The sequence below is a fragment of the Chrysiogenia bacterium genome, from assembly GCA_020434085.1.
Classification (GTDB): domain Bacteria; phylum JAGRBM01; class JAGRBM01; order JAGRBM01; family JAGRBM01; genus JAGRBM01.
Map to the genome: position 1 here is coordinate 1 of JAGRBM010000314.1, position 18,459 is coordinate 18,459.

Annotated in this window: 18 protein-coding genes; 7 read left to right on the top strand and 11 right to left on the bottom strand. The window is 63.0% G+C overall.

What is annotated here, in order from left to right; all coding sequences use genetic code 11:
• The 3 genes from KDH09_10880 to KDH09_10890 all read left to right on the top strand — a co-directional run.
• Nucleotides 1-984, top strand: a 984-nt coding sequence (locus tag KDH09_10880; GenBank protein MCB0220189.1) for a short-chain fatty acid transporter, incomplete at its 5' end; no start/stop codon positions are given.
• Between the two features lie 24 nt (nt 985-1,008).
• Entirely contained in the window at nt 1,009-2,025 is a 1,017-nt protein-coding gene (locus tag KDH09_10885) for an ABC transporter ATP-binding protein (protein MCB0220190.1), read from the top strand.
• Complete coding sequence (locus KDH09_10890) at nt 2,026-2,535, top strand: DUF192 domain-containing protein (GenBank protein MCB0220191.1); 510 nt, start codon at nt 2,026-2,028, stop codon at nt 2,533-2,535.
• Between the two features lie 65 nt (nt 2,536-2,600).
• Here the strand turns inward: KDH09_10890 and KDH09_10895 are convergent, their stop codons facing one another.
• From KDH09_10895 to KDH09_10905, 3 genes are all read right to left on the bottom strand, one after another.
• Nucleotides 2,601-3,521 (bottom strand): alpha/beta hydrolase, encoded by a 921-nt coding sequence (locus KDH09_10895; GenBank protein ID MCB0220192.1) that lies wholly within the window; start codon nt 3,519-3,521, stop codon nt 2,601-2,603.
• 156 nt (nt 3,522-3,677) lie between these two features.
• On the bottom strand, nt 3,678-4,526 hold the full coding sequence (locus KDH09_10900) for a hypothetical protein (protein MCB0220193.1): 849 nt from the start codon (nt 4,524-4,526) through the stop codon (nt 3,678-3,680).
• Between the two features lie 27 nt (nt 4,527-4,553).
• Nucleotides 4,554-5,333 (bottom strand): 1-acyl-sn-glycerol-3-phosphate acyltransferase, encoded by a 780-nt coding sequence (locus KDH09_10905; GenBank protein MCB0220194.1) that lies wholly within the window; start codon nt 5,331-5,333, stop codon nt 4,554-4,556.
• Nucleotides 5,334-5,737: 404 nt separating this feature from the next.
• Between KDH09_10905 and KDH09_10910 the strand changes: the two genes are divergently transcribed.
• A complete protein-coding gene (locus tag KDH09_10910; protein MCB0220195.1) occupies nt 5,738-8,431 on the top strand; it encodes a cation:proton antiporter in 2,694 nt (897 codons plus the stop codon).
• 3 nt (nt 8,432-8,434) lie between these two features.
• Here the strand turns inward: KDH09_10910 and KDH09_10915 are convergent, their stop codons facing one another.
• Nucleotides 8,435-9,097: an enoyl-CoA hydratase/isomerase family protein gene (locus KDH09_10915; GenBank protein MCB0220196.1), complete on the bottom strand. Its 663-nt coding sequence runs from the start codon at nt 9,095-9,097 to the stop codon at nt 8,435-8,437.
• Between the two features lie 107 nt (nt 9,098-9,204).
• On the opposite strand from KDH09_10915, the gene cyaY reads away from it, so the two are divergent.
• Nucleotides 9,205-9,531 (top strand): iron donor protein CyaY, encoded by a 327-nt coding sequence (gene cyaY, locus KDH09_10920; protein ID MCB0220197.1) that lies wholly within the window; start codon nt 9,205-9,207, stop codon nt 9,529-9,531.
• Between the two features lie 24 nt (nt 9,532-9,555).
• Here the strand turns inward: cyaY and xth are convergent, their stop codons facing one another.
• Both xth and KDH09_10930 read right to left on the bottom strand, forming a co-directional pair.
• Entirely contained in the window at nt 9,556-10,350 is a 795-nt protein-coding gene (gene xth, locus KDH09_10925; protein ID MCB0220198.1) for an exodeoxyribonuclease III, read from the bottom strand.
• Between the two features lie 68 nt (nt 10,351-10,418).
• Nucleotides 10,419-11,234: an NAD(P)-dependent oxidoreductase gene (locus tag KDH09_10930; GenBank protein MCB0220199.1), complete on the bottom strand. Its 816-nt coding sequence runs from the start codon at nt 11,232-11,234 to the stop codon at nt 10,419-10,421.
• A 144-nt stretch (nt 11,235-11,378) separates the two neighbouring features.
• On the opposite strand from KDH09_10930, the gene KDH09_10935 reads away from it, so the two are divergent.
• Nucleotides 11,379-12,086, top strand: coding sequence for a GNAT family N-acetyltransferase (locus KDH09_10935; GenBank protein MCB0220200.1), 708 nt, complete (start codon nt 11,379-11,381; stop codon nt 12,084-12,086).
• A 2-nt stretch (nt 12,087-12,088) separates the two neighbouring features.
• A complete protein-coding gene (locus KDH09_10940) occupies nt 12,089-12,832 on the top strand; it encodes a spondin domain-containing protein (protein MCB0220201.1) in 744 nt (247 codons plus the stop codon).
• A 10-nt stretch (nt 12,833-12,842) separates the two neighbouring features.
• On the opposite strand, the gene KDH09_10945 is transcribed toward KDH09_10940, so the two are convergent.
• The 5 genes from KDH09_10945 to KDH09_10965 form a co-directional block, all read right to left on the bottom strand.
• Nucleotides 12,843-13,514 (bottom strand): glutathione S-transferase N-terminal domain-containing protein, encoded by a 672-nt coding sequence (locus tag KDH09_10945; protein ID MCB0220202.1) that lies wholly within the window; start codon nt 13,512-13,514, stop codon nt 12,843-12,845.
• A 10-nt stretch (nt 13,515-13,524) separates the two neighbouring features.
• On the bottom strand, nt 13,525-14,673 hold the full coding sequence (locus KDH09_10950) for a glutathione S-transferase (GenBank protein MCB0220203.1): 1,149 nt from the start codon (nt 14,671-14,673) through the stop codon (nt 13,525-13,527).
• Nucleotides 14,670-15,716: a hypothetical protein gene (locus KDH09_10955; protein ID MCB0220204.1), complete on the bottom strand. Its 1,047-nt coding sequence runs from the start codon at nt 15,714-15,716 to the stop codon at nt 14,670-14,672. Before KDH09_10955 ends, KDH09_10950 begins: the two co-directional genes overlap by 4 nt.
• Before the next feature lie 214 nt (nt 15,717-15,930).
• Complete coding sequence (locus KDH09_10960) at nt 15,931-17,472, bottom strand: GMC family oxidoreductase (protein ID MCB0220205.1); 1,542 nt, start codon at nt 17,470-17,472, stop codon at nt 15,931-15,933.
• A complete protein-coding gene (locus KDH09_10965; GenBank protein ID MCB0220206.1) occupies nt 17,469-18,176 on the bottom strand; it encodes a hypothetical protein in 708 nt (235 codons plus the stop codon). The genes KDH09_10960 and KDH09_10965 overlap by 4 nt, the downstream gene beginning before the upstream one ends.
• Nucleotides 18,177-18,459 lie beyond the last annotated feature (283 nt).

Genomic DNA, 18,459 nt, shown 5'->3' on the forward strand with positions numbered 1-18,459 from the left:
CTCGGGCTGGTGGGCGGCGCCATGCTGGTGCGCGAGATCGGGCGCCGCGCCGAAGAACACGGCCTTCGCGTTCACTATCCGCTCCTGGGCGCCGCCGGTTACGCCGGGCTCTCGGTCTGGCACGGCGGTTTGTCGGGAAGCGCGCCGCTGCTGATTGCAACGCCGGGGCACTTTCTTGAAAACGAAATGGGCGTTGTCACGCTGGGTCGCACGCTCGGAAGCGCGCAGAACCTTGTGACCTGTGTTCTGCTGGTCGCTGTCATGGCGATTCTCTTCGCCGCCTTTCATCCGCGAGGCGAAGAATGCGAGGCCCCCGATCTTCCGCCCGAGTCGATCCCCGACGATGCTTCCGAAGAATCTGCCACGATCATTTCGAAGATCGAGAACGCGAAATTGCTGGGCTGGCTTGCCGGCGGCGTGGGCCTGCTGGCGCTGGCGCAGGTGCAGTGGGAGCGCGGCCCGCACCTGGATCTCAACACGATGAATTTTGCGCTCTTCTTCGTGGGCATCGCGCTCCACGGATCTGCCCGCGCGTTCCTCTCCAGCGCGAGCGAGGGAATCCGAACAACCACTGGCATCGTCCTGCAGTTTCCCTTCTATGCCGGCATCATGGGCGTGATGAAGGGCGCGGGTCTGAGCAGCCTTTTTTCTACCTGGATGGCCGGCGCGGCAAGCGCAAAGACCCTGCCGCTGTTCGTCTTCGTCTCGGCGGGCCTGGTCAATCTGTTCATCCCCTCGGGCGGCGGGCAGTGGGGCGTGCAGGGGCCCATCGTGGTCGAAGCCGCCCGTTCACTGGGCGTACCGCTCGAAAAGGTCGTCATGGCCGTGGCCTACGGCGACCAGTGGACCAACCTCGTTCAGCCCTTCTGGGCCCTGCCCCTGCTGGGGGTGACGGGTCTGAAGGCCGGGCAGATCATGGGTTACGCATTCGGCGCGCTGATTTGCACCGGCGTGGTCTATGCGGGCACGCTGTTGATCTTCTAAATAGAGAAGCAAGGAAAGACTCTCATGGCCGAAGCGGCGCGCGCACAGGAACCAGGCACTGCCCAGCCCCTCATCGAACTCAAGGGGCTTACCAAGCGTTTTCCCGTGCGCGGCGGTTTCTGGGGAAAGCCCCAGGAATGGGTGCGCGCGGTCGAAGACGTGAATCTCCAGATTTTTCCGGGCGAGACCCTCGGCCTTGTCGGTGAGTCGGGCTGCGGCAAGTCGACGCTCGGGCGCACGCTGCTCCGGCTGCTCGATCCCACCGCGGGCCAGATCCTCTACAAGGGCCGCGACCTGGCGACGCTTTCGCAGGCGGAAATGCGCCCGCTGCGCCGGGACCTGCAGATCATCTTTCAGGACCCCTACGCCTCACTCAATCCGCGCATGAATGTCGAGCAGCTCGTCGGCGAACCGCTGGCCGTGCACAACCTGCGCCCCAAGAACGAGCGCCGCGACCGGGTGGTCGAGCTGCTCGAGCTGGTCGGCCTTCAGCCCAATGCGCTCACCCGCTATCCCCACGAGTTCTCGGGCGGGCAGCGCCAGCGCGTGGGCATTGCGCGCGCCCTTGCCGTCGAACCCGAGTTCATCGTCTGCGACGAGCCCATCAGTTCGCTCGATGTCTCGATCCAGGCACAGATCGTCAACCTGCTCAGCGAGCTGCAGGAAAAACTCAACCTGACTTATCTCTTTATCGCCCACGACCTGCGCGTGGTGGAGTTCATCTCCCACCGCATCGCGATCATGTACCTCGGGCGCGTCGTCGAGACCGGCCCGGCCACGCAGGTGGTCACCAGCCCGCGCCATCCCTACACCCAGGCGCTGCTTTCGGCGATTCCCGTGCCCGACCCCAGGGTCAAGCGCGAGCGCATCATGCTCGAAGGCGACGTGCCAAGTCCCATCAATCCGCCCAGCGGCTGCGCCTTTCACCCGCGCTGCCAGCACGCGCGCGAGGCCTGCGCTTCGGTCGAGGTGCCGCTCAAGCCCGTCGCCGAGAACCAGCTCTCTGCCTGCGCGTTCTCCGACGAAATTTACGGCAAGTAGATGAGCCCCGCACTTCGACGCCTGGCACTCTGCGCGATGCTCGCGCTGCTTGCTGGCTGCCAGACCAATTCGGTCCGTGTCGATACGCCGGCGCAGAGCGGGACCGGTGAGCACTCTACCGAGGGAACGCTGCCGCGCGGAAAGCTCTCGTTCGAAGGCGGTCCCGAGATCTCCATCGAAATCGCAAGCACCATGGAGAACATCCGGCTGGGGCTCTCCTACCGCGAGTCCCTCTGCGAGAGCTGCGGGCTCTATTTCGTCTTTCCCGGCGAGGACATCCGCACCTTCTGGATGCGGCAGATGCGCTTTCCCATCGACATCATCTGGATCAACCACGGCAAGGTCATCGGCGTCGCCGCCGACACCCGGCCCGAGCCCGGCGTTCCCGAGTCGCAGCTCGCCACTTACAAATCCCCGCAGCCCGTGCGCAACGTGCTGGAAGTCCCCGCGGGATTCGCCGCGCGGCACGGCATCAAGGCCGGAACCAAGGTCAAAGTCTGGGCGGAATAAAAAGGGCGGGTAGACCCCGCCTCTACATGGATTGCGTAGGGGCGGGGTCTACCCGCCCTTTTTGCTTACGAGGCCTGCGCCAGCAGACCGCCACCGGTTGCGCCGCGAATGAATTCGCCGATCTGGACGAGCGCCTGCCGGCCTTCCGGAAGCAGCGGGGCGAAGAACTGCCAGACATGCATCATGTCTTCCCAGCATTCGAGCCGCACATTCACACCGGCGGCGCGGGCCTTGTCGGCAAAACGAACCGCATCGTCAAGCAAGGCTTCCTTGCCGCCGGCCTGGATAAGCAGCGGCGGCAGGCCGTGGAGCTCGGCGTGAAGCGGCGCGGCCAGCGGATGGCGCGGGTCGGCGCCGTCGAGATAGGCCTCGGCGGCACGCAGCAGGGATTCACGGTTGATCATCGGGTCGTGGGCGGCGTTGCGCTCGATGGACTCGGCGGTTCCTTCCAGATCCACCCACGGCGACATCACCGCCGCGGCGGCCGGAAGTGGATCGCCCGCGTCGCGCAGCGCGATCAGCGCTGCCAGCGCCAGCCCGCCGCCCGCCGAATCACCGACCAGCACGATCTCCGAGGGCAGGCTCCCCTGATTCAGCGCCCAGCGATAGGCGGCCACCGCGTCGTCGATGGCGGCGGGGAAGGGGTGCTCGGGCGCGCGGCGGTAGTCGATACCCAGCACGCGGGCATGGGATTCATGCGCGAGCCGCGCCATCAGGTGCCGGTGGGTTGCCACCGACCCGAGCGCGTAAGCCCCGCCGTGGAAATACAGGATGACCGGATCGTGGGTCTCGCTCGGATGGGCGATCCACTCGCACGCAACGCCGGGGGCGTCGGTGGCCTCACGCGCGACTTCGGGAAAGATCGGGAAAATGGAGGCCGAGCGCTCAAGCCCCTCGCGCATCTCCTCGATGCTGGGCTCGACGCTTCGATCACTCTCCCTCGAACGCAGCAGTTCGAGGACCAATTGCAGTTGCGGACTGGCCACCGGCGGTTCTTCTCCCAAAGGATTTCCAGTGACCAATTGTAACGAAAGAGTGACGGAGATTCTACGGACCTGTGACGCAAGCCCGGCTTGACCGGTGCGGCAAAAACAAAACCGCCGCGCATCCGCGCGGCGGTTTTGGCTGGAGAGCGGGAAAAATCAGGCGGCTTCGGAAGCGCCTTCACCGGCGGGGCGGCGTGAACCCGCAAGACGCGAGCGGCCCGGGAGCTGCTGTGCAAGTTTCTTGAAATAGTACTTCACACCCGTGAGCAAACTGACCGAGCCGATTTGCAGGATTTCGTCACCGGCCGACCAGCTCATCAGGTCGCTGTAGTAATCGTTGAGGCGAACATCGCGATGGTGGAAGCGCGTGTCATTCTGCGCTTTTTGAAAGCAGGTGTCCTGCACGCTGCCGCGGAAGACGAACTTCTTCGTGTCGAACTTGGCATCGCCGCGAATGTAGATCTTGTCGCGGTAAAGCGAGTTAATGCTCAGCGCAATGCGTTCGTGATTCCGGCTCGGCTGATTCTTCGCAAAATAGGGCGAGGGATAAACCTCTTCGAAGTTGAGTGCGACATTGCCGAGGCTGCTCAGCACGCAGGCCACATTGCTGACCCACACCTTGCTCAGCGGCTTGTATTTTACCAGATACTGGATCACCACACGGGAGGTGAGCTTGTGGGTAAGTCCGGCACTGCGGTCTTCGGGTCGAACGCAGGTGAGCCCCAGGTGGAACACATCGCCCACCTTGTCCACCGGCAGCAGCGCGGCCGAGCAGAAACCGGCCGCCGTGCCGTCACTGCGACGAGCAATGGTAATCACCTTGTCGGCCAGCTCGGCGCGCGTTCCGGCCAGACACTGGTAGTCGGGAATCTCACTGAAGCAGGTCGCGGCAACATCGCGCAGCTCCGCGACCAGGCGCTGGAGCTGCAGCTCGTCGTGACTCTGCCCCGGGCGGTAGAGGAATTCGATTTCATAGGTTTCGCGCTTTTCGATGCCTTCGGACATTTTCATTTCCTTGTTTGGGGTGCCCGATCAGGTCAGTGCCAGGTCGGGAATTTGATCGGCGGCGGGCTGTGCCGGGACGCCGACGGGTACGGTGAGGTTGCGCTTGATCCAGTTCTCGACGAACAGGCGCGTGTGGAGCGGATCGCCCGGCTGCACCTGCGGGCCGATGGCGATGCTCACAAAAACCCGCTGCTTGCCGAAGCAGCGAATGAAGTGTTCGAGGAATCCGTCCTGGTCGACCCAGGCGTCGTCGCGCTCACCGTATTCGAGCGCGATGGGAACGATGGGGTAGCCGTTTTCTTCGGCCACTTCGAAGAGCCCCTTGTAGAAACGCACAATGCCCGGCCCCCGGGTGGTGGTACCTTCAGGAAAAGCGGCGAAGTTCATTCCCTGGTCGAGGACTTCCTTGGCGCGCTTTCGGGCGAGCTTGCGGCTCTTCCTGCACTCGCGGTCGACGAAGACCGTGTTGTTCATTCGCGCCGCGGCGCCCACGAGCGGCCATTCGCCGATCTCTTTTTTCGAGAGAAAGTTGCAGGGAATGACCGAGAGGATCGCCGCGATGTCGATGTAGGATCGATGGTTGGCCAGGATGAGCTGGCGCCCCGATGGCATCTCGCCGCGAATCTGGACCTCCACCCCGAGCACCGCCATGAGCATGCGCGCCCAGTGCTGGCCGATGCGGGCAACTTCCCAGCGGTCGGGCACCCGAAGCAGGGCGTGGAGCTTCATCCAGATGACGGTGAATGCGGTGACGAGCAGGAAGAAGGTGAGCCGAACAAAACCGCGGACGTAATACATGAAGTTCACTGGTGACGCTCCCGCTGTGTGGGGTGCCGCGTGCGTGGCTCCTGCCCGGCGGCACTGTGCCCTTTCCCTGGCTTCGATTTGTATCGGGAAGTTGTTGCGAACTTTCGTGCGATTTTGTGAAAGCCTTGTGTTCTTCAATACTTATGGAAGTGATGGTCAAAACAAACGCACCGCTTTGTCACCACTGCGCGACAGGTGCGGCGCCCGTGTGTCGCGCCCGGACGTATGACTACCGTCATGGGGTTTCCGCGGCGCAATCGGCTAGACTGAAAGTACAAGGGCAGTAGCGGGCATCGAGCCCACGGGGGGATGGAGCCATTCATCACGGACCGGAATTTGCGGCGATTCTGATCGTCTGCTTCATTCTTGCGGCCGGAGCAGCCACGCGGCTGCTCTCGCGCAACTTGCGTACTCCCTACACCGTGGCGATGCTGATCCTGGGCATCGGCATCGGCTTGGTTGCCGAGAAGCTAGGCGGCCACGGCCCCTTCGCGCATTTCTCTGAAATGCTCTCGCGCGGCCAGCTTCTCTCCCACGACATGGTCATCTTCGTCTTCCTGCCCGCGCTGATTTTCGAGTCCGCGTTCGGGATGGACGTCTACGCTTTTCGCAAGGAGCTGGGTTCGGTCACGCTGCTGGCAGTGCCGGCACTGATCATCTGCACCGTGGCGACGGCCTACCTTGTCTTCGGGCTCGCCGGGGATTCCTGGGGCTGGTCGCTCTCCACGGCGCTGGTATTCGGCGCGCTCATCAGCGCCACAGACCCGGTGGCTGTCGTCTCCATCCTGCGTGAAAGCGGCGCGCCAAAGCGGCTGGGCATCCTCATTGAGGGCGAGTCCCTGCTCAACGACGGCACGGCCATCGTCGTTTTCACCGTGCTGCTGGCGCTTCACACTGCCGGACCCGACGCGGCGATGCCCGGGGTTGGCAGCGTGCTCGGTCAATTTGGACTGACCGTGGCGGGGGGCATTCTGGTCGGCCTGCTGCTGGCCTTCCTGCTGCTGCGCTGGATCCGCCGCACCTTCAACGACGCGATGGTAGAGATCACGCTGACGCTGGTGCTCGCCTATTCATGCATGATCTTTGCCGAAGGTTTCTTGCACGTCTCGGGCGTCATGGCAGTGGTTGCAGCAGGTCTGTGGGCCGCCGGGCCCGGCCGCACGAGCATCAGCCCCGAGGTCACCCACTTTCTGCATCGCTTCTGGGAGCTGTTGGCCTATCTGGCCAACACGCTCATTTTCTTTCTCGTCGGTCTGGCCATCGCCGCGCAGCTCGACCGGGCAGAGGCCTTCGACCTGCTGCTGGTTCTCGCGGTCTTCGCTTGCGTCATCGGCGTGCGCTTCGCGGTGATCTTTCTCTTCCGTCCGCTCTACCCCAAGCTCGGCGACGCCATCTCTTCGGCCGAGGCTTTCATCATGTCCTGGGGCGGTATGCGCGGCGCGGTTTCCCTGGCGCTGGCGCTGGCCGTCAACCAGAACGAGGCCATCGACGAAACGGTGCGCCACCAGATTCTGTTCCTGACCGCAGGCGTGGTGCTCCTCACCATTCTGGTGAGCGGCTCAAGCATCGGGTGGCTGCTGCATCGCCTTGGCTTCGACCGGCGCCCGCCCAGTGAAGAACTCGCCGCACTGGCCGCGCAGGAAAAGGCGCTCGAACACGTCGAAGCAAGCATCTCCCACGTCACCCAGGACCGCGCGCTGCGCACCCTTTCCTGGGAGGACGTGCGCGAAGACATCACGCTGCGACGCCGGCAGTTGCAGGATCAGATGGGCAATCTCGAATCGGAACTGCACAAGAGCGGCGGCACCGAAGAGGTCATGAGCTTCTGGCACCGCGCCCTCGACATCGAGCGGCAGGCCTACTGGGACGCTTTTGCCGAGGGGACGCTGGGCGCGAAGGCGGTGCGCGCGCTCAATCTCGAAGTCGATCTCCATCTCGACCGACTCAACCGCGGGCACCTGGAACCGCCGCACTCGCGCATCCACATGGAAGAAGAACACGCCTCGTGGGCACTGCACTACGTTCACGCGCTCGAGCGGCGCTTTCAGCGCGTCGGCTTCGATCGCCTGGCGCTGCTCTACGACATCGCCCGCGCCGAGAGCCGCGCGGCCGAAACGGTGCTGAGCCGTCTGGAAGAGCTCCACAGTGAGGGGAATGCCGCCCTTGCCGAGATCACCGACACCTACAAGCGCTTTCAGCGTCTGGGGAAAGAACGCCTTGAGGAAATGCGCGTGAACCTGCCCGAGATCACCCGCGCCATCGAGGACAAGCTGACAAAGCGCATTGCACTCAATCTCGAACGCGAGGAATACGAAGCGCTCGTCGATCACGGCGCCATCGAGGAAAACGCCGGCAAGAGCGCGCTCACCAGCGTGGAGCTGCGCATGAAGCAGCTCAAGCAATCTTCCACTCGCGGCGAGCTTCCCAGCAACGCCGACCTGGTGCGTCGGGCATCGCTCTTTGCAGCGCTCGAAGAAGAGACCATCGAGAAGATTGCCCGCGAAGTGCGTCAGGTTGTGCTGACACCGGGCGAAAGCCTCTTTCACGAAAACGACAGCGGTGACAGCGTGTTCGTCATCGCCCGCGGCGCGGTGCATGTCATCAAGCAAATCGGCGGAGAAGAAAAGCTGCTCGCGATTCTGGGCGGCGGCGATGTATTCGGCGAGATGGCGTTCCTGACCGGCGAGACACGCACGGCAACCATCAAGGCCGCGACTTCAGTCGTACTTGTAGAACTCTCGCGCAAGAACCTGAGCGGCCTGATGGAATCGATTCCCACCCTCAGCGAGGAAATCTGGCAGGCCTTTGCCCAGCACCAGTTCGATACTTACCTGCGCGCGCTGCCGCGCTTTGCCTCCCTTTCGGCGGAGGCGCGCGCGGCCTGGATCAGCGGGAAGAAGCAAATCGAGCTTGCCGACAAGGAAGTGCTGCCCACCGACGATGCCGCCTATGCCTTCGTTCTCACCGGCGCGCTCGAAGCGGCCGGCAGCACTTTCCAGGCTCCCACGCTCATCGACCTCAAGGGACTTCTCGACCAGCCGCGTGCCTGGCACGGCGCGCGCGTGATTCTGCTGCCCGCGCTGGAGTCGGACGCCTGAGCCTCAGCCCTTGGCCATCATCACCTTGAGGGCCTCGGCGTGCAGGCCGCGCTTCAATGCGCCGATGGTCTTGCGATCCTTTTTTGCATACTCGGCCGCCGCCGCGATGGCGCGCGGCAGAACTTCGGCCTCGGGGGCGATGTCATCGGCAATGTCGCGGGCAAGGGCGGTCTGCGCGTCGTAGCGTTTTCCGGTAACGAGCGCCTCGTGCGCGGCGACGCGCGAGAGGCGCGCGGCAATGAGCGCGTTCATCGCCGGGGTTGTCGGCATTTTCAGGTCCACCTCGGGCAGGCAGAAGTAGCCCCGGTCGCTGCGCATGACCTTGTAATCATGCGCCATCATCAGCATCGCGCCGCCGGCAAAGGCGTGTCCGTTCACCGCTGCAACGGTGTACATGGGAAAGGTCAAAATGCGCGCAAAGAGGGCGTGGACGTCTTCGATGAAGCCTTTCATTTCGCCCGCCCCATCGCCCATGAGCCAGGCGAGATCCAGGCCGTTGGAGTAGAACTTTCCCGCGCCCGTGGTCACCAGCGCGGCCGGGCCGCTGCTGGCTTCCACCTCATCCAGGGCGGCGTTCAGTGCCTCAAGGAACGGACGGTTGTAGCGGTTCTCCCCGTCTTTCATGTGCAGGACGAAGACGTCGCCTTCTTTACTCAAATCGATCATTGGCTTGCCTCTTGTTCTTGCGCGCCGCCACTTCCGGGTGCGCGTCCGCCGTGACTATAGTGAGTCGCGGGCTGCCGGAACATCCGGTCCCACAACAGGGGAATCGCATGGAAGAGAAAGAATTTCGCAGCGTCGCCGACGACACGCTGTTCAAGCTGCTGGAGAGACTCGACGAGATCGAGCTCGACGACGCCGACGTGGAACTGGCCGACGGGGTGCTGACCGTCGAGTTCGAGGACGGCAAAAAGCTTATCGTTTCGCGCCAGAGCGCCGCGAGCCAGCTCTGGCTGGCCGAGCCCGGCGGGGGCTGGCACTTCGACCACTCCGACGGCATCTGGATCTGCGACAAGCGTGGCACGGATCTCATTGAAGACCTGGCCCGGCTCATCACAGAAAAAACCGGCGTGCATGTGAAGTTGCGCCACGATTCCTAGGAAACGGGCGAGAGAAACGCCGCCCTATTTTTCGAATTCAATGATGACCGGCGCGTGGTCGGAGAGACCAGCCTTCTTGTCGATCCAGCCATGGCGCGCCCGTGCGGCCAGGTCCGGTGAGGTCAGCACGTAGTCGATGCGCCAGCCAAGATCCTTCTCGCGCGCGCGGCCGCGGTTGCTCCACCAGGAATAGAGTCCCGGCTCGTGCGGGTGCAGCGAGCGCAGCACGTCCACCCAGCCCTGCTTTAGAAGCCTGGTCATCCACTCACGTTCTTCTGGAAGGAAACCCGAATTCTTGGCATTTCCTTTTGGGTTGTGAATGTCGAGCTCGGTGTGCGCGATGTTCACGTCGCCGCACACGATGACGGGGCGTTTTAGCTGCAGAAGCTTTCGCGTGTAGCCGAGAAAATGGTCCATGTACTCATATTTCATCCCCTGCCGCTCTTCAGAGGAAGAACCCGAGGGGATGTAGGCCGAGACCACGGTGAGGTCGGGAAAATCCGCACGAAGAACCCGGCCCTCCTCATCGCCCCATTCGAGGCCCGTGCCCTCAACATATTTATCGACAGCCGGTTTCGAATAAACGGCCACGCCCGAGTAGCCTTTCTTCTTTGCGTTCACCCAGCGGCTGTTGTAGCCGGCCGGCGAGATCAATTCGTGATGGACCTGCTCGGGCCAGGCGCGCAGCTCCTGCAGGCACAGGTAGTCGGGCCGATGTTTATCCAGCCAGGCGGGAAAACCCTTGCGCTCGGCCGAGCGGATGCCGTTGAGATTGAGTGTGCAAACGCTGAAGGTATCGTCGATCTTCTTTTTGGCCATGAAACTCTCTCAAGCAAACAGGGGCGAGGCTCTGCCCCGCCCCTGCATCGGCTTTGCAGTTGTTTCTACTAGATGAAGAAGTCAGGCATCAGCGTCGCGCCGGGCTCATAGGCGTAGTGGTCGAGATCGGTGATCCCCTCGCTCTTGAGCACATCGTCGTCGATGAAGAAGTTGCCGTTACATTCCTTGTGGTCGCGGTTGAAGATGATGTAGGCGGCGTCGGCCATGATCTCGGGCTTGCGGCATCCCTTGAGCGCTGCCTTGCCCGCGGTGTTGCCGATGGCGGCGGTGGCAATCGCCGTGCGCGGCCACAGGCCATTGAAACCGATCTTCCCCTCGAACTCCGCCGACATTCCAAGCACGCACATGCTCATGCCGAATTTGGCCATGGTGTAGGCCACGTGGTTCTTGAACCAGCGGGCTTCCATGTTGAGCGGCGAGCACAGATTGAGCACGTGGGGATTGTCCGCTTTCAGCAGGTGCGGGATGCACTTCTGCGAGGTCATGTAGGTCCCGCGCGCATTGATCTGGTGCATCAGGTCGTATTTCTTCATGGTCGTGGCCAGCGTCGGCGTCAGATTGATTGCGCTGGCATTGTTCACGAGGATGTCGATGCCGCCGAACTTTTCGACGGTATCGGCGACGGCTTTTTCGACGCTCGCTTCATCGCGCACGTCGACGACGATGGGCAGGGCCTTGCCGCCGGCCTTTTCGATTTCCTCAGCCGCGGTGAAAATGGTGCCCTCAAGCTTGGGGTGGGGCTCGGCCGTCTTGGCGGCGATGGTGATGTTGGCGCCGTCCTGCGCGGCGCGCAGCGCGATCGCCTTGCCGATGCCGCGGCTCGCGCCGGTAATGAATAGTGTCTTGCCCTTCAGGTCGCCCATGGTTTGCTCACTTCCTGGGGCCCGCTCATGGGCCCGAGATGTCGAATTTCGCGCCATCACAAGGGCGCGGAGCGAGTCTAGGGCGGATTGACTGGTGAATCAAAAGTTCGCAGGCAGGGCCCCGACCGGCTATTTTGGGCCCCCATGAGCCCATCACCAGAGTTTCATATCGCCCCCTACGATCCCGCCCGCCACCTGGAGGGCTGCACCGAGGCCCTGCGCTCTGCCTTCTCCCACAACCACTGGCCCGCCTGGCAGTGTGCCTCGCCGCGCATGGCCAGCGACTTCACCGCCCTGCTGGCCAGCATCAGCGACCTGAACTTCGTGATCGAGGACAAGGCCACCGGAGCGGCCCGCGGGCAGGTCTTCTGCATGGCACCGGCCGCGAAGGGCCAGCTCGCCCGGGGATTTTGGCCCTTTGCCAAGCTGGGTGGGCAGTTTTTCACGGGCCTCTACTTGCCGCGCATGACAGCAATTCGCCACCTGTTGGGAATAGGACGCGGTTATGCCGGGTTATTCAAGGATCACCCCAGCAACGACCCCCACTTCGAGGTCGTGCTCTTTGCCATCCATGAATCGATGCAGGGCAAGGGCTGGGGCCGCCGCCTGATGGACGCGGCGGTGGAAAAATTCAGCGAGCGCGGCGCAGAAAAGGCCATCCTGATGACCGACTCGACCATGAGCTGGCAGTTCTATGAGCGCTACGGCTACAAGCGTATCCTGACTTCCCCGATGGGCGGCGCCTACAAGGTGGCGATGGATTCCGATCACGAAGATGCCTACATTTACGAAGTTGATGTGAAAGAGGCCTGCGAGCGTATCGCGCACACACGGGCCGCGCGGGGAGAGTGATTGTGAAAACCTGGACCATCCACGGCCTGCTCGCACTGCTGGCGCTCGTGTCGATCGCAAGTTGCGGCGACGGCATGAGCGACGAGGTCATTGACGAGCTGTTCCAACCACCGCCGGGCGCCACTTCTTCAGAGACCTGCACCGGCGACGACGACGCCGGTTATTACCGGTTGGTGTTCGCCAGCGAATGGATCGCCGCGAACTTCGAGTCGTATCCCACCGGCGCTCATTTCGCCATGTTCACCGGCGCCACCCACAATGAAAACGTGACCTTCTGGGAGCCCGGCGGGATGGCCACTCTCGGAATCGAGCGCATGGCCGAGGACGGTCTCAACCAGACTTTTGCCAACGAGATCGATGCGCAGATCGTCGCCACCAACGCGAGATCGAAGTTCAGCGGCAGCACCCTGTTCGTCACGACCGGCGCATCCAGCCGCACAATCAACTTTCCCATCTGGGGTTCGCACACGCTGGTTACCGTCGCATCCATGATTGCGCCCACGCCCGACTGGTTCGTGGGGGTGAACGGGGTCGACCTGTGCGACGCGATGACGGGCTGGAAAGAAGAAGTGGTGGTTGAGGCCTTCGCCTATGACGCCGGCACTGAGACCGGAACGGGCTGGACGCTGACCAACCCGCCCGAGGATCCCCACCTGCCCATCGCCATGATTCCCGGCGCGCCCTTCCGCGACATGGTCGGCGGAACGCTGCGCCGCGTGGGGACGTTCACCTTTACGCGGCTCTAGTGATTTCGTATCAGGGCTGCTTGCCGCGGGCGGCTTCGAGCCAACTGCGCAGGTCCGTGCCGCCAAAAGTGTTCTTGCCCGGCACCTTGGTCCCTTTGAGCGCGGCGGGCCGGGCGTAGATCGTCTCTTTCCAGCGCTTTAGATTCGGAAATTCATCGATCGATACCCCCGACCAGTTGTGGGTGCGAACCCACGCCCAGTTGGCCATGTCGGCAATGGAGTAGTCGCCGGCGAGCCACTCGTGCTCGGCAAGCCGTCCTTCCAGCACGCCGAAGAGGCGGCGCGTTTCGTTCTGGTAGCGGTCGATTGCAAAGGGAATCTTCTGCGGGGCGTAGCGAAAAAACACGTTGGCCTGCCCCATCATGGGACCGATCCCGCCCATCTGGAACATGAGCCACTGGATCACCAGCGAGCGGCCCTTCGCGTCGGTGGGCAGAAATTTGCCCGTCTTCTCGGCCAGGTAAATAAGGATCGCGCCCGATTCGAATACCACGAAGTCGTCTTCATCCCTATCCACAATGACGGGGATGCGGCCGTTGGGATTGAGCTTCACAAACCAGTCTTCGCGCTGCTCATTCTTCATCAGATCAATGGCGCGCACTTCGTAGGGGAGATCCATTTCTTCGAGTGCGATGGAGGCCTTGTGCCCGTTGGGCGTACTGGATGTATAGAGCTCGATCATTGCCCCTCCTTCAATCCCATGCCCCGGGCAGGTTCCATTCGATTCCGCTGAAGTAGCGGCGGACGCGCTCGGCGGTGCCGACCTTTCGCGGGCGGCAGAGCGGCGGCGTATTTCCCGCGTGCAGATTCGAGGCAATGCGCCCGCCCTGCCACAGGGGTTCCCAGCAGCCGTGCGCGCGAAGAGTCTTCTCGACTTCGGGCTTTGCCTCTTCGGGGAGCGCTTCGAAATGGTCCTGCAGGCGCTCGCGGCACCAGACGCGGTACTGGACCGTCGGCAGGTTTTTGTAGCTTGCGCCCTGCACGCTCAGGTCGAAGTGGCGCCGCCGCCCATGCCAGGCGCGCGCGTTTTCAGCAAGATAGGGCAGGTAGGCCTCGCCGATGTCTTCGAGAATCGGGCTCCAGGCTTTCGGCAGGGTGTTCGCAAACTTCGCCTTCTCAAATTTCGAGGCGCGCGCGTTCCACAGCCTGGCAACCCATTCGTATACCCCCGGCGCGCGATCCTGCATGATGCGTGCGGGCGTGGGGTCCTGCGAAAAATGGCGGAACATGCTCGCGAAAAACCCGAAGTCCGCGAGCGATGGTTTCGCGCCCAGCAGATACGGACTGCGCGCAAGGACCGCTTCGAGCCGGTCGAGAGTCTTGAGATAGATTCCCTCCACGTGCTCGCGAGTCTCGTCGCTTACGCCATCGTCACGCACATAGGTTTTGCGCTGGCGCTCACGCGCCATTTTTGCCGTTACGGAAAGCGGAAAGGGCGAGTCACTCAAAAAGGTGCGGGCGAAGTGCTCGCTGAGCGCCCGGGCGTCTTCTTCAAGGCTCCACCGGTAGTGAAGCGCCGGGCGCCACATCCACTCGTCGGCGTAGTCTTCCAGCAAACGGCAGAAGAAAGCGAGCGCGGGATCCTCCGGAAGCACGGGCCCCTCGGGATGGCGCGCCTCGAACCAGTCGATCATCGGCGTCGAATCCTGGAGCCACTCGCCCTCTGCGGTCTGGATCACCGGCACGCGCATGTGACCGGTGTTGCGCAGAATTTTTCCCGACATTTCGCCCCACTTGACGTAGTGGCGTTTGTGCGGAATTTCCTTATAACGCAGATACCCCTCTATCTTCCCACTGAAGTAGGAGATGTCCATCAGATAGAGGGTACAGGGTCCGTTCATTTTCTGCGGTGCTCTTCGTGAACTTTCTGCATGTGCTCGGGCACCTGCTCCTTGTCGAGCTGCGTGGCAAAGCGCTGGGTCATCTTGAGCATGAGCTGCGGGTCCATGGGGTGGGCCGCCACCCAGCCGTGGGCATAGATGTGGGAAAAATCTTCGTTCGCCAGCAGCACTTCGATGAACTGCGTGCCCACCTCCTTGCCCTTGATCTCCAGCGGGCGCGCTGTGGAGAAAGCATCCGGCCGCATGGTTTTGCGGTTGGTCAGGCAGAGCAATGTCTCGTCGTGGGGAATGACCTCACCCGAGAGCGCAAGCGAGACCTGCGTCGTAAAGTGCGGGCACTCGCGCTCGAAAGCAAAGGCCAGCGCGCCGATCACGTCGAGGTGATAACAGAGAAACGGAAGTGAGAGGTGACCGTCCTCGGTGCGGAAGCGCTGCACGTCGCTCTGCTCATCGGCGCCGACGCCGCGCACCTTTGCGCAGAACAGGTCTTCGGATTCTACGTAGGGCAATCCCATGATGACGCGCGTCTGTTTGCCCGGACTGGCCTCGGCGCGCTCGTAGGACTTCTTCCAGCTCTCCCACTGCGAAGGATCGAAACTGGCGCTGCTTTCGAGCGACCAGGCCGCCGCGTCCAGGCGCTCGGAACCGGCAAAGCGCGTGGTGAGCCACCAGCGGTCGCCTTCGTCCTTGTACTTCGCCTCGAACGCTACCTTCTTGAACAGGGGTACGGGCTTCAAAAGCCGCACGTTGATGCCGCAGGGAAAAGTGCGCGATTCGTCATGTCCGGAAATGCGCGAGAGAACCGGAAAGAGCCGCGCGACGCAGTGGAAGCCGCCCTGCAGGCGCCCCGGAGGCCCCATGAGCGCCATGTGGCCGAACTCCATCTCACCCTCGAAGCGCCGGCGCCCGTCGGGATGGGGGTCGAGCTCGCGGACGTGCTGCACCGATTGGTCGAAGAGCACGTCAAGAGGCGGGACGTCCTTCATCGCCGCCCATGGGTCGAATTCAGGTGGTCCGAACTTGCTGCCGACTGGTTCTGACATGGCGTTCCCCGTGTCGCGGCGAGATGTCCGCGCACGCCGGAGTATAGATGCCGCGGCCGGGTCGGGCGATGCAGCGCTGGAAACGATTTCTTGACGACGCAGGAAGGCGCGAAGTGCCACCAGATACCCTCTCCCTTTCAGGGAGAGGGTGCCCGCAGGACGGGTGAGGGTGGAATGCTGGTACCGATTCGGCACCCTCTCCCTCGCTCCAACTTTACACCGCCGACTTGATGGTCTCCGAGGCCCAGGACGAGAGGCCGTAGATCGAGAGCTGCGGATTGACGCCCAGCGAGGTGGGATAGACCGAGCCATCGACCACGAAGAGATTGTCGAATTCGTGGTGGCGCAGGCTCGAATCCACCACCGAAGTTTTGGGATCGCCGCCCATGGCGCAGCCGCCCATCACGTGGGCGCAGAAGACCTTGTGACGGAGCTTGGCGTAACTCGCCTTGTCCAGCTTTGCCAGGTCCGCCTCGCTGCGCATCACGACCGGGTCGTTGTGCATGCTGAGCACTTCCGTTGCACCGGCCGCCAGTTGCAGATTGGCGCAGGCACGAATGCCCTCGCGGAAGCTCTCTTCGAGACGCGGCGTCCACTTGTAATCGACCTGGATGCCGCCGTCCTTCTTCATGCTCACCACGCCGCCCTCGTCGAAGTCGCTGGTGTCGAAACCGTCAATGCCGATCATCACGAGCGCGTTGGCGTAGGGAAGGCGCTCCATGTAGCCCGTGTGGGGATTGCCGAATCCCGGAATGGCGGTGGAGCCCAGCATGGGCTGGAGCGGCGCGGCTTCGAGGAAGAAGCCCATCTTGCCTTCGCGGCGCGCGAACTGGTGGCTGGAAACCGACTGCGGCGCGCCATAGTAGGGGTCCACCTTTTCATCGAAATAGGCAACTGTGCCGCAGGCCGGATGCAGGAAGGTGCGCTTTCCAACGCGGCCGTTGGAATTTCCGATGCCCGAGCGGAAGAAGATCATCGGATTGTTGATGCCGCCGCCCGAGAGTACGGCCAGCTTGGGCCGCACGGTGACGCGCTTGCTTGTGGGTTTGTCGGTTTCGGGATCGCGCACGATGCCGCGAATTTCGGTGATCTTGCGTGAAGCACCCGATTTGATGGTCTCCACCTTCACATTTGCGTAGACATCGGCGCCGTAGCTGACGGCTTCGGGCACGAGCGTGATGAGCATCGACTGCTTGGCATCGACCGGACAACCCGTGCCGCAGTAGCCGGTGTTCGCGCATTCGCGCACGTTGCGCCGGAGCATGGAGGCTTCCCAGCCGAGCTTTTGTGCCCCGTCCCAGAGGACGCGGTTGTTGCGGTTGGCAAAGCCGAGCTCCACGCGCTCGATGCCAAGACGCGCTTCGACTCTCTCCCAGTGGGGAACCAGGTCGTCGTAGTTGATGTTCACACCGTGGTGTTCGTTCCACCACTCGACGACGTGCTCGGGAGTGCGAAAACTGGTGGTCCAGTTGACCACCGTCGTGCCGCCCACGGTTCGTCCCTGCAGGATGGCAATGGAGAGATCGGCCGTCGCGCGGTTGCCGCCGTCCTGGTAGAGCAGCGGATACATGTCCGCCTCATTCATATTGAATTTTTCGCTGGTGTTGTGGCTACCCTCTTCGAGAACGACGACGCGTTTACCAGCCTCGGCCAGACGCGCGGCCACGTGGGCGCCGCCAGCGCCTGAGCCGACGACGCACACGTCGCACTCGATTTCCAGATCGTTCTTGATGTCGGCGCCGGTGAAGATGCTCATGGCGTCACCTCCCCGGCGGATTCTTCGGATTTCGGCTGCGCGGCCTGGGCCTTGCGCGCGGCGATGGCCTCCGGGCGCGAGTTCTCGATGGCCTGTCGCTGCTCTTCTTCGAGCTTGGCGAGCCGGTATTCGCGGATGTCGGCCACATCGGGCGGGCCGCCATAGCCCACCCCCTTCCAGGTGCGCTCGTCGCCGTAATAGAGCGCCGGGATCATCGCGCGCAGCGCATGGTAGGCCGTGCGCCGAAAGGCGACGCCCGAGCCGGCCCAGCTCTCGAAGGAGCGGACCTGCGCCTCGGGGGAGAGCTTGCTGAACGGGGTGATGCGACCCTCGAAGAGCAGGCCGGTCAGTGCGTTGTCGAAAACGCCCAGCAGAATCTTGAACTCTTTCTGCGCCGCCTCGGGCATGGTTGCGAAGAGATCGTCGGCCTTCTTCGCCACATCAATGGCGCTGGCGCCGGGCAGGTTTTTGCCGCGGGGCGGGCAGATCACATCGCCCAGGGCGGCGATGATGGCGTATTCCTTGTCCGAGAGGACCCGCAGCCCGCCCGGGACCGTTCGCATCGCGGGCCCGCGCAGGGCGAGCCCCACGCCGCCGATAGCGGCGATGGCCGATCCGACCAGCCCGACTTTGAGGAAGCTGCGGCGCGAGAGGCCCTCGCCCGCCTGTTCCCGGGACGTTTCTTCACTGTTTGGCGTTGTCATGGTGCCCAAGTCTCCCCCGTGCGGGGGTCCCAAGTCAATGCGAATGAACGCACTTCAGCGCCTTGTTTCCTTGAGCCAGGGAGCGCCGTTCACTAGAGTGACGCCTTTGTCAGTTTGTGTCGCCGGGTGCGCCCCGGTGTTGTCTCAGGTGGGGGAAACCATGAGCCGAAAAATTCCCAGACTGGGCGCCGATGAAATGCCCACGGAGCTGGCGGACCAGCTCGCGCCGCGTATCCAGCGACTTGGATACCTGGGCGAGTTTTTCCAGGTAATGGCGCATCAG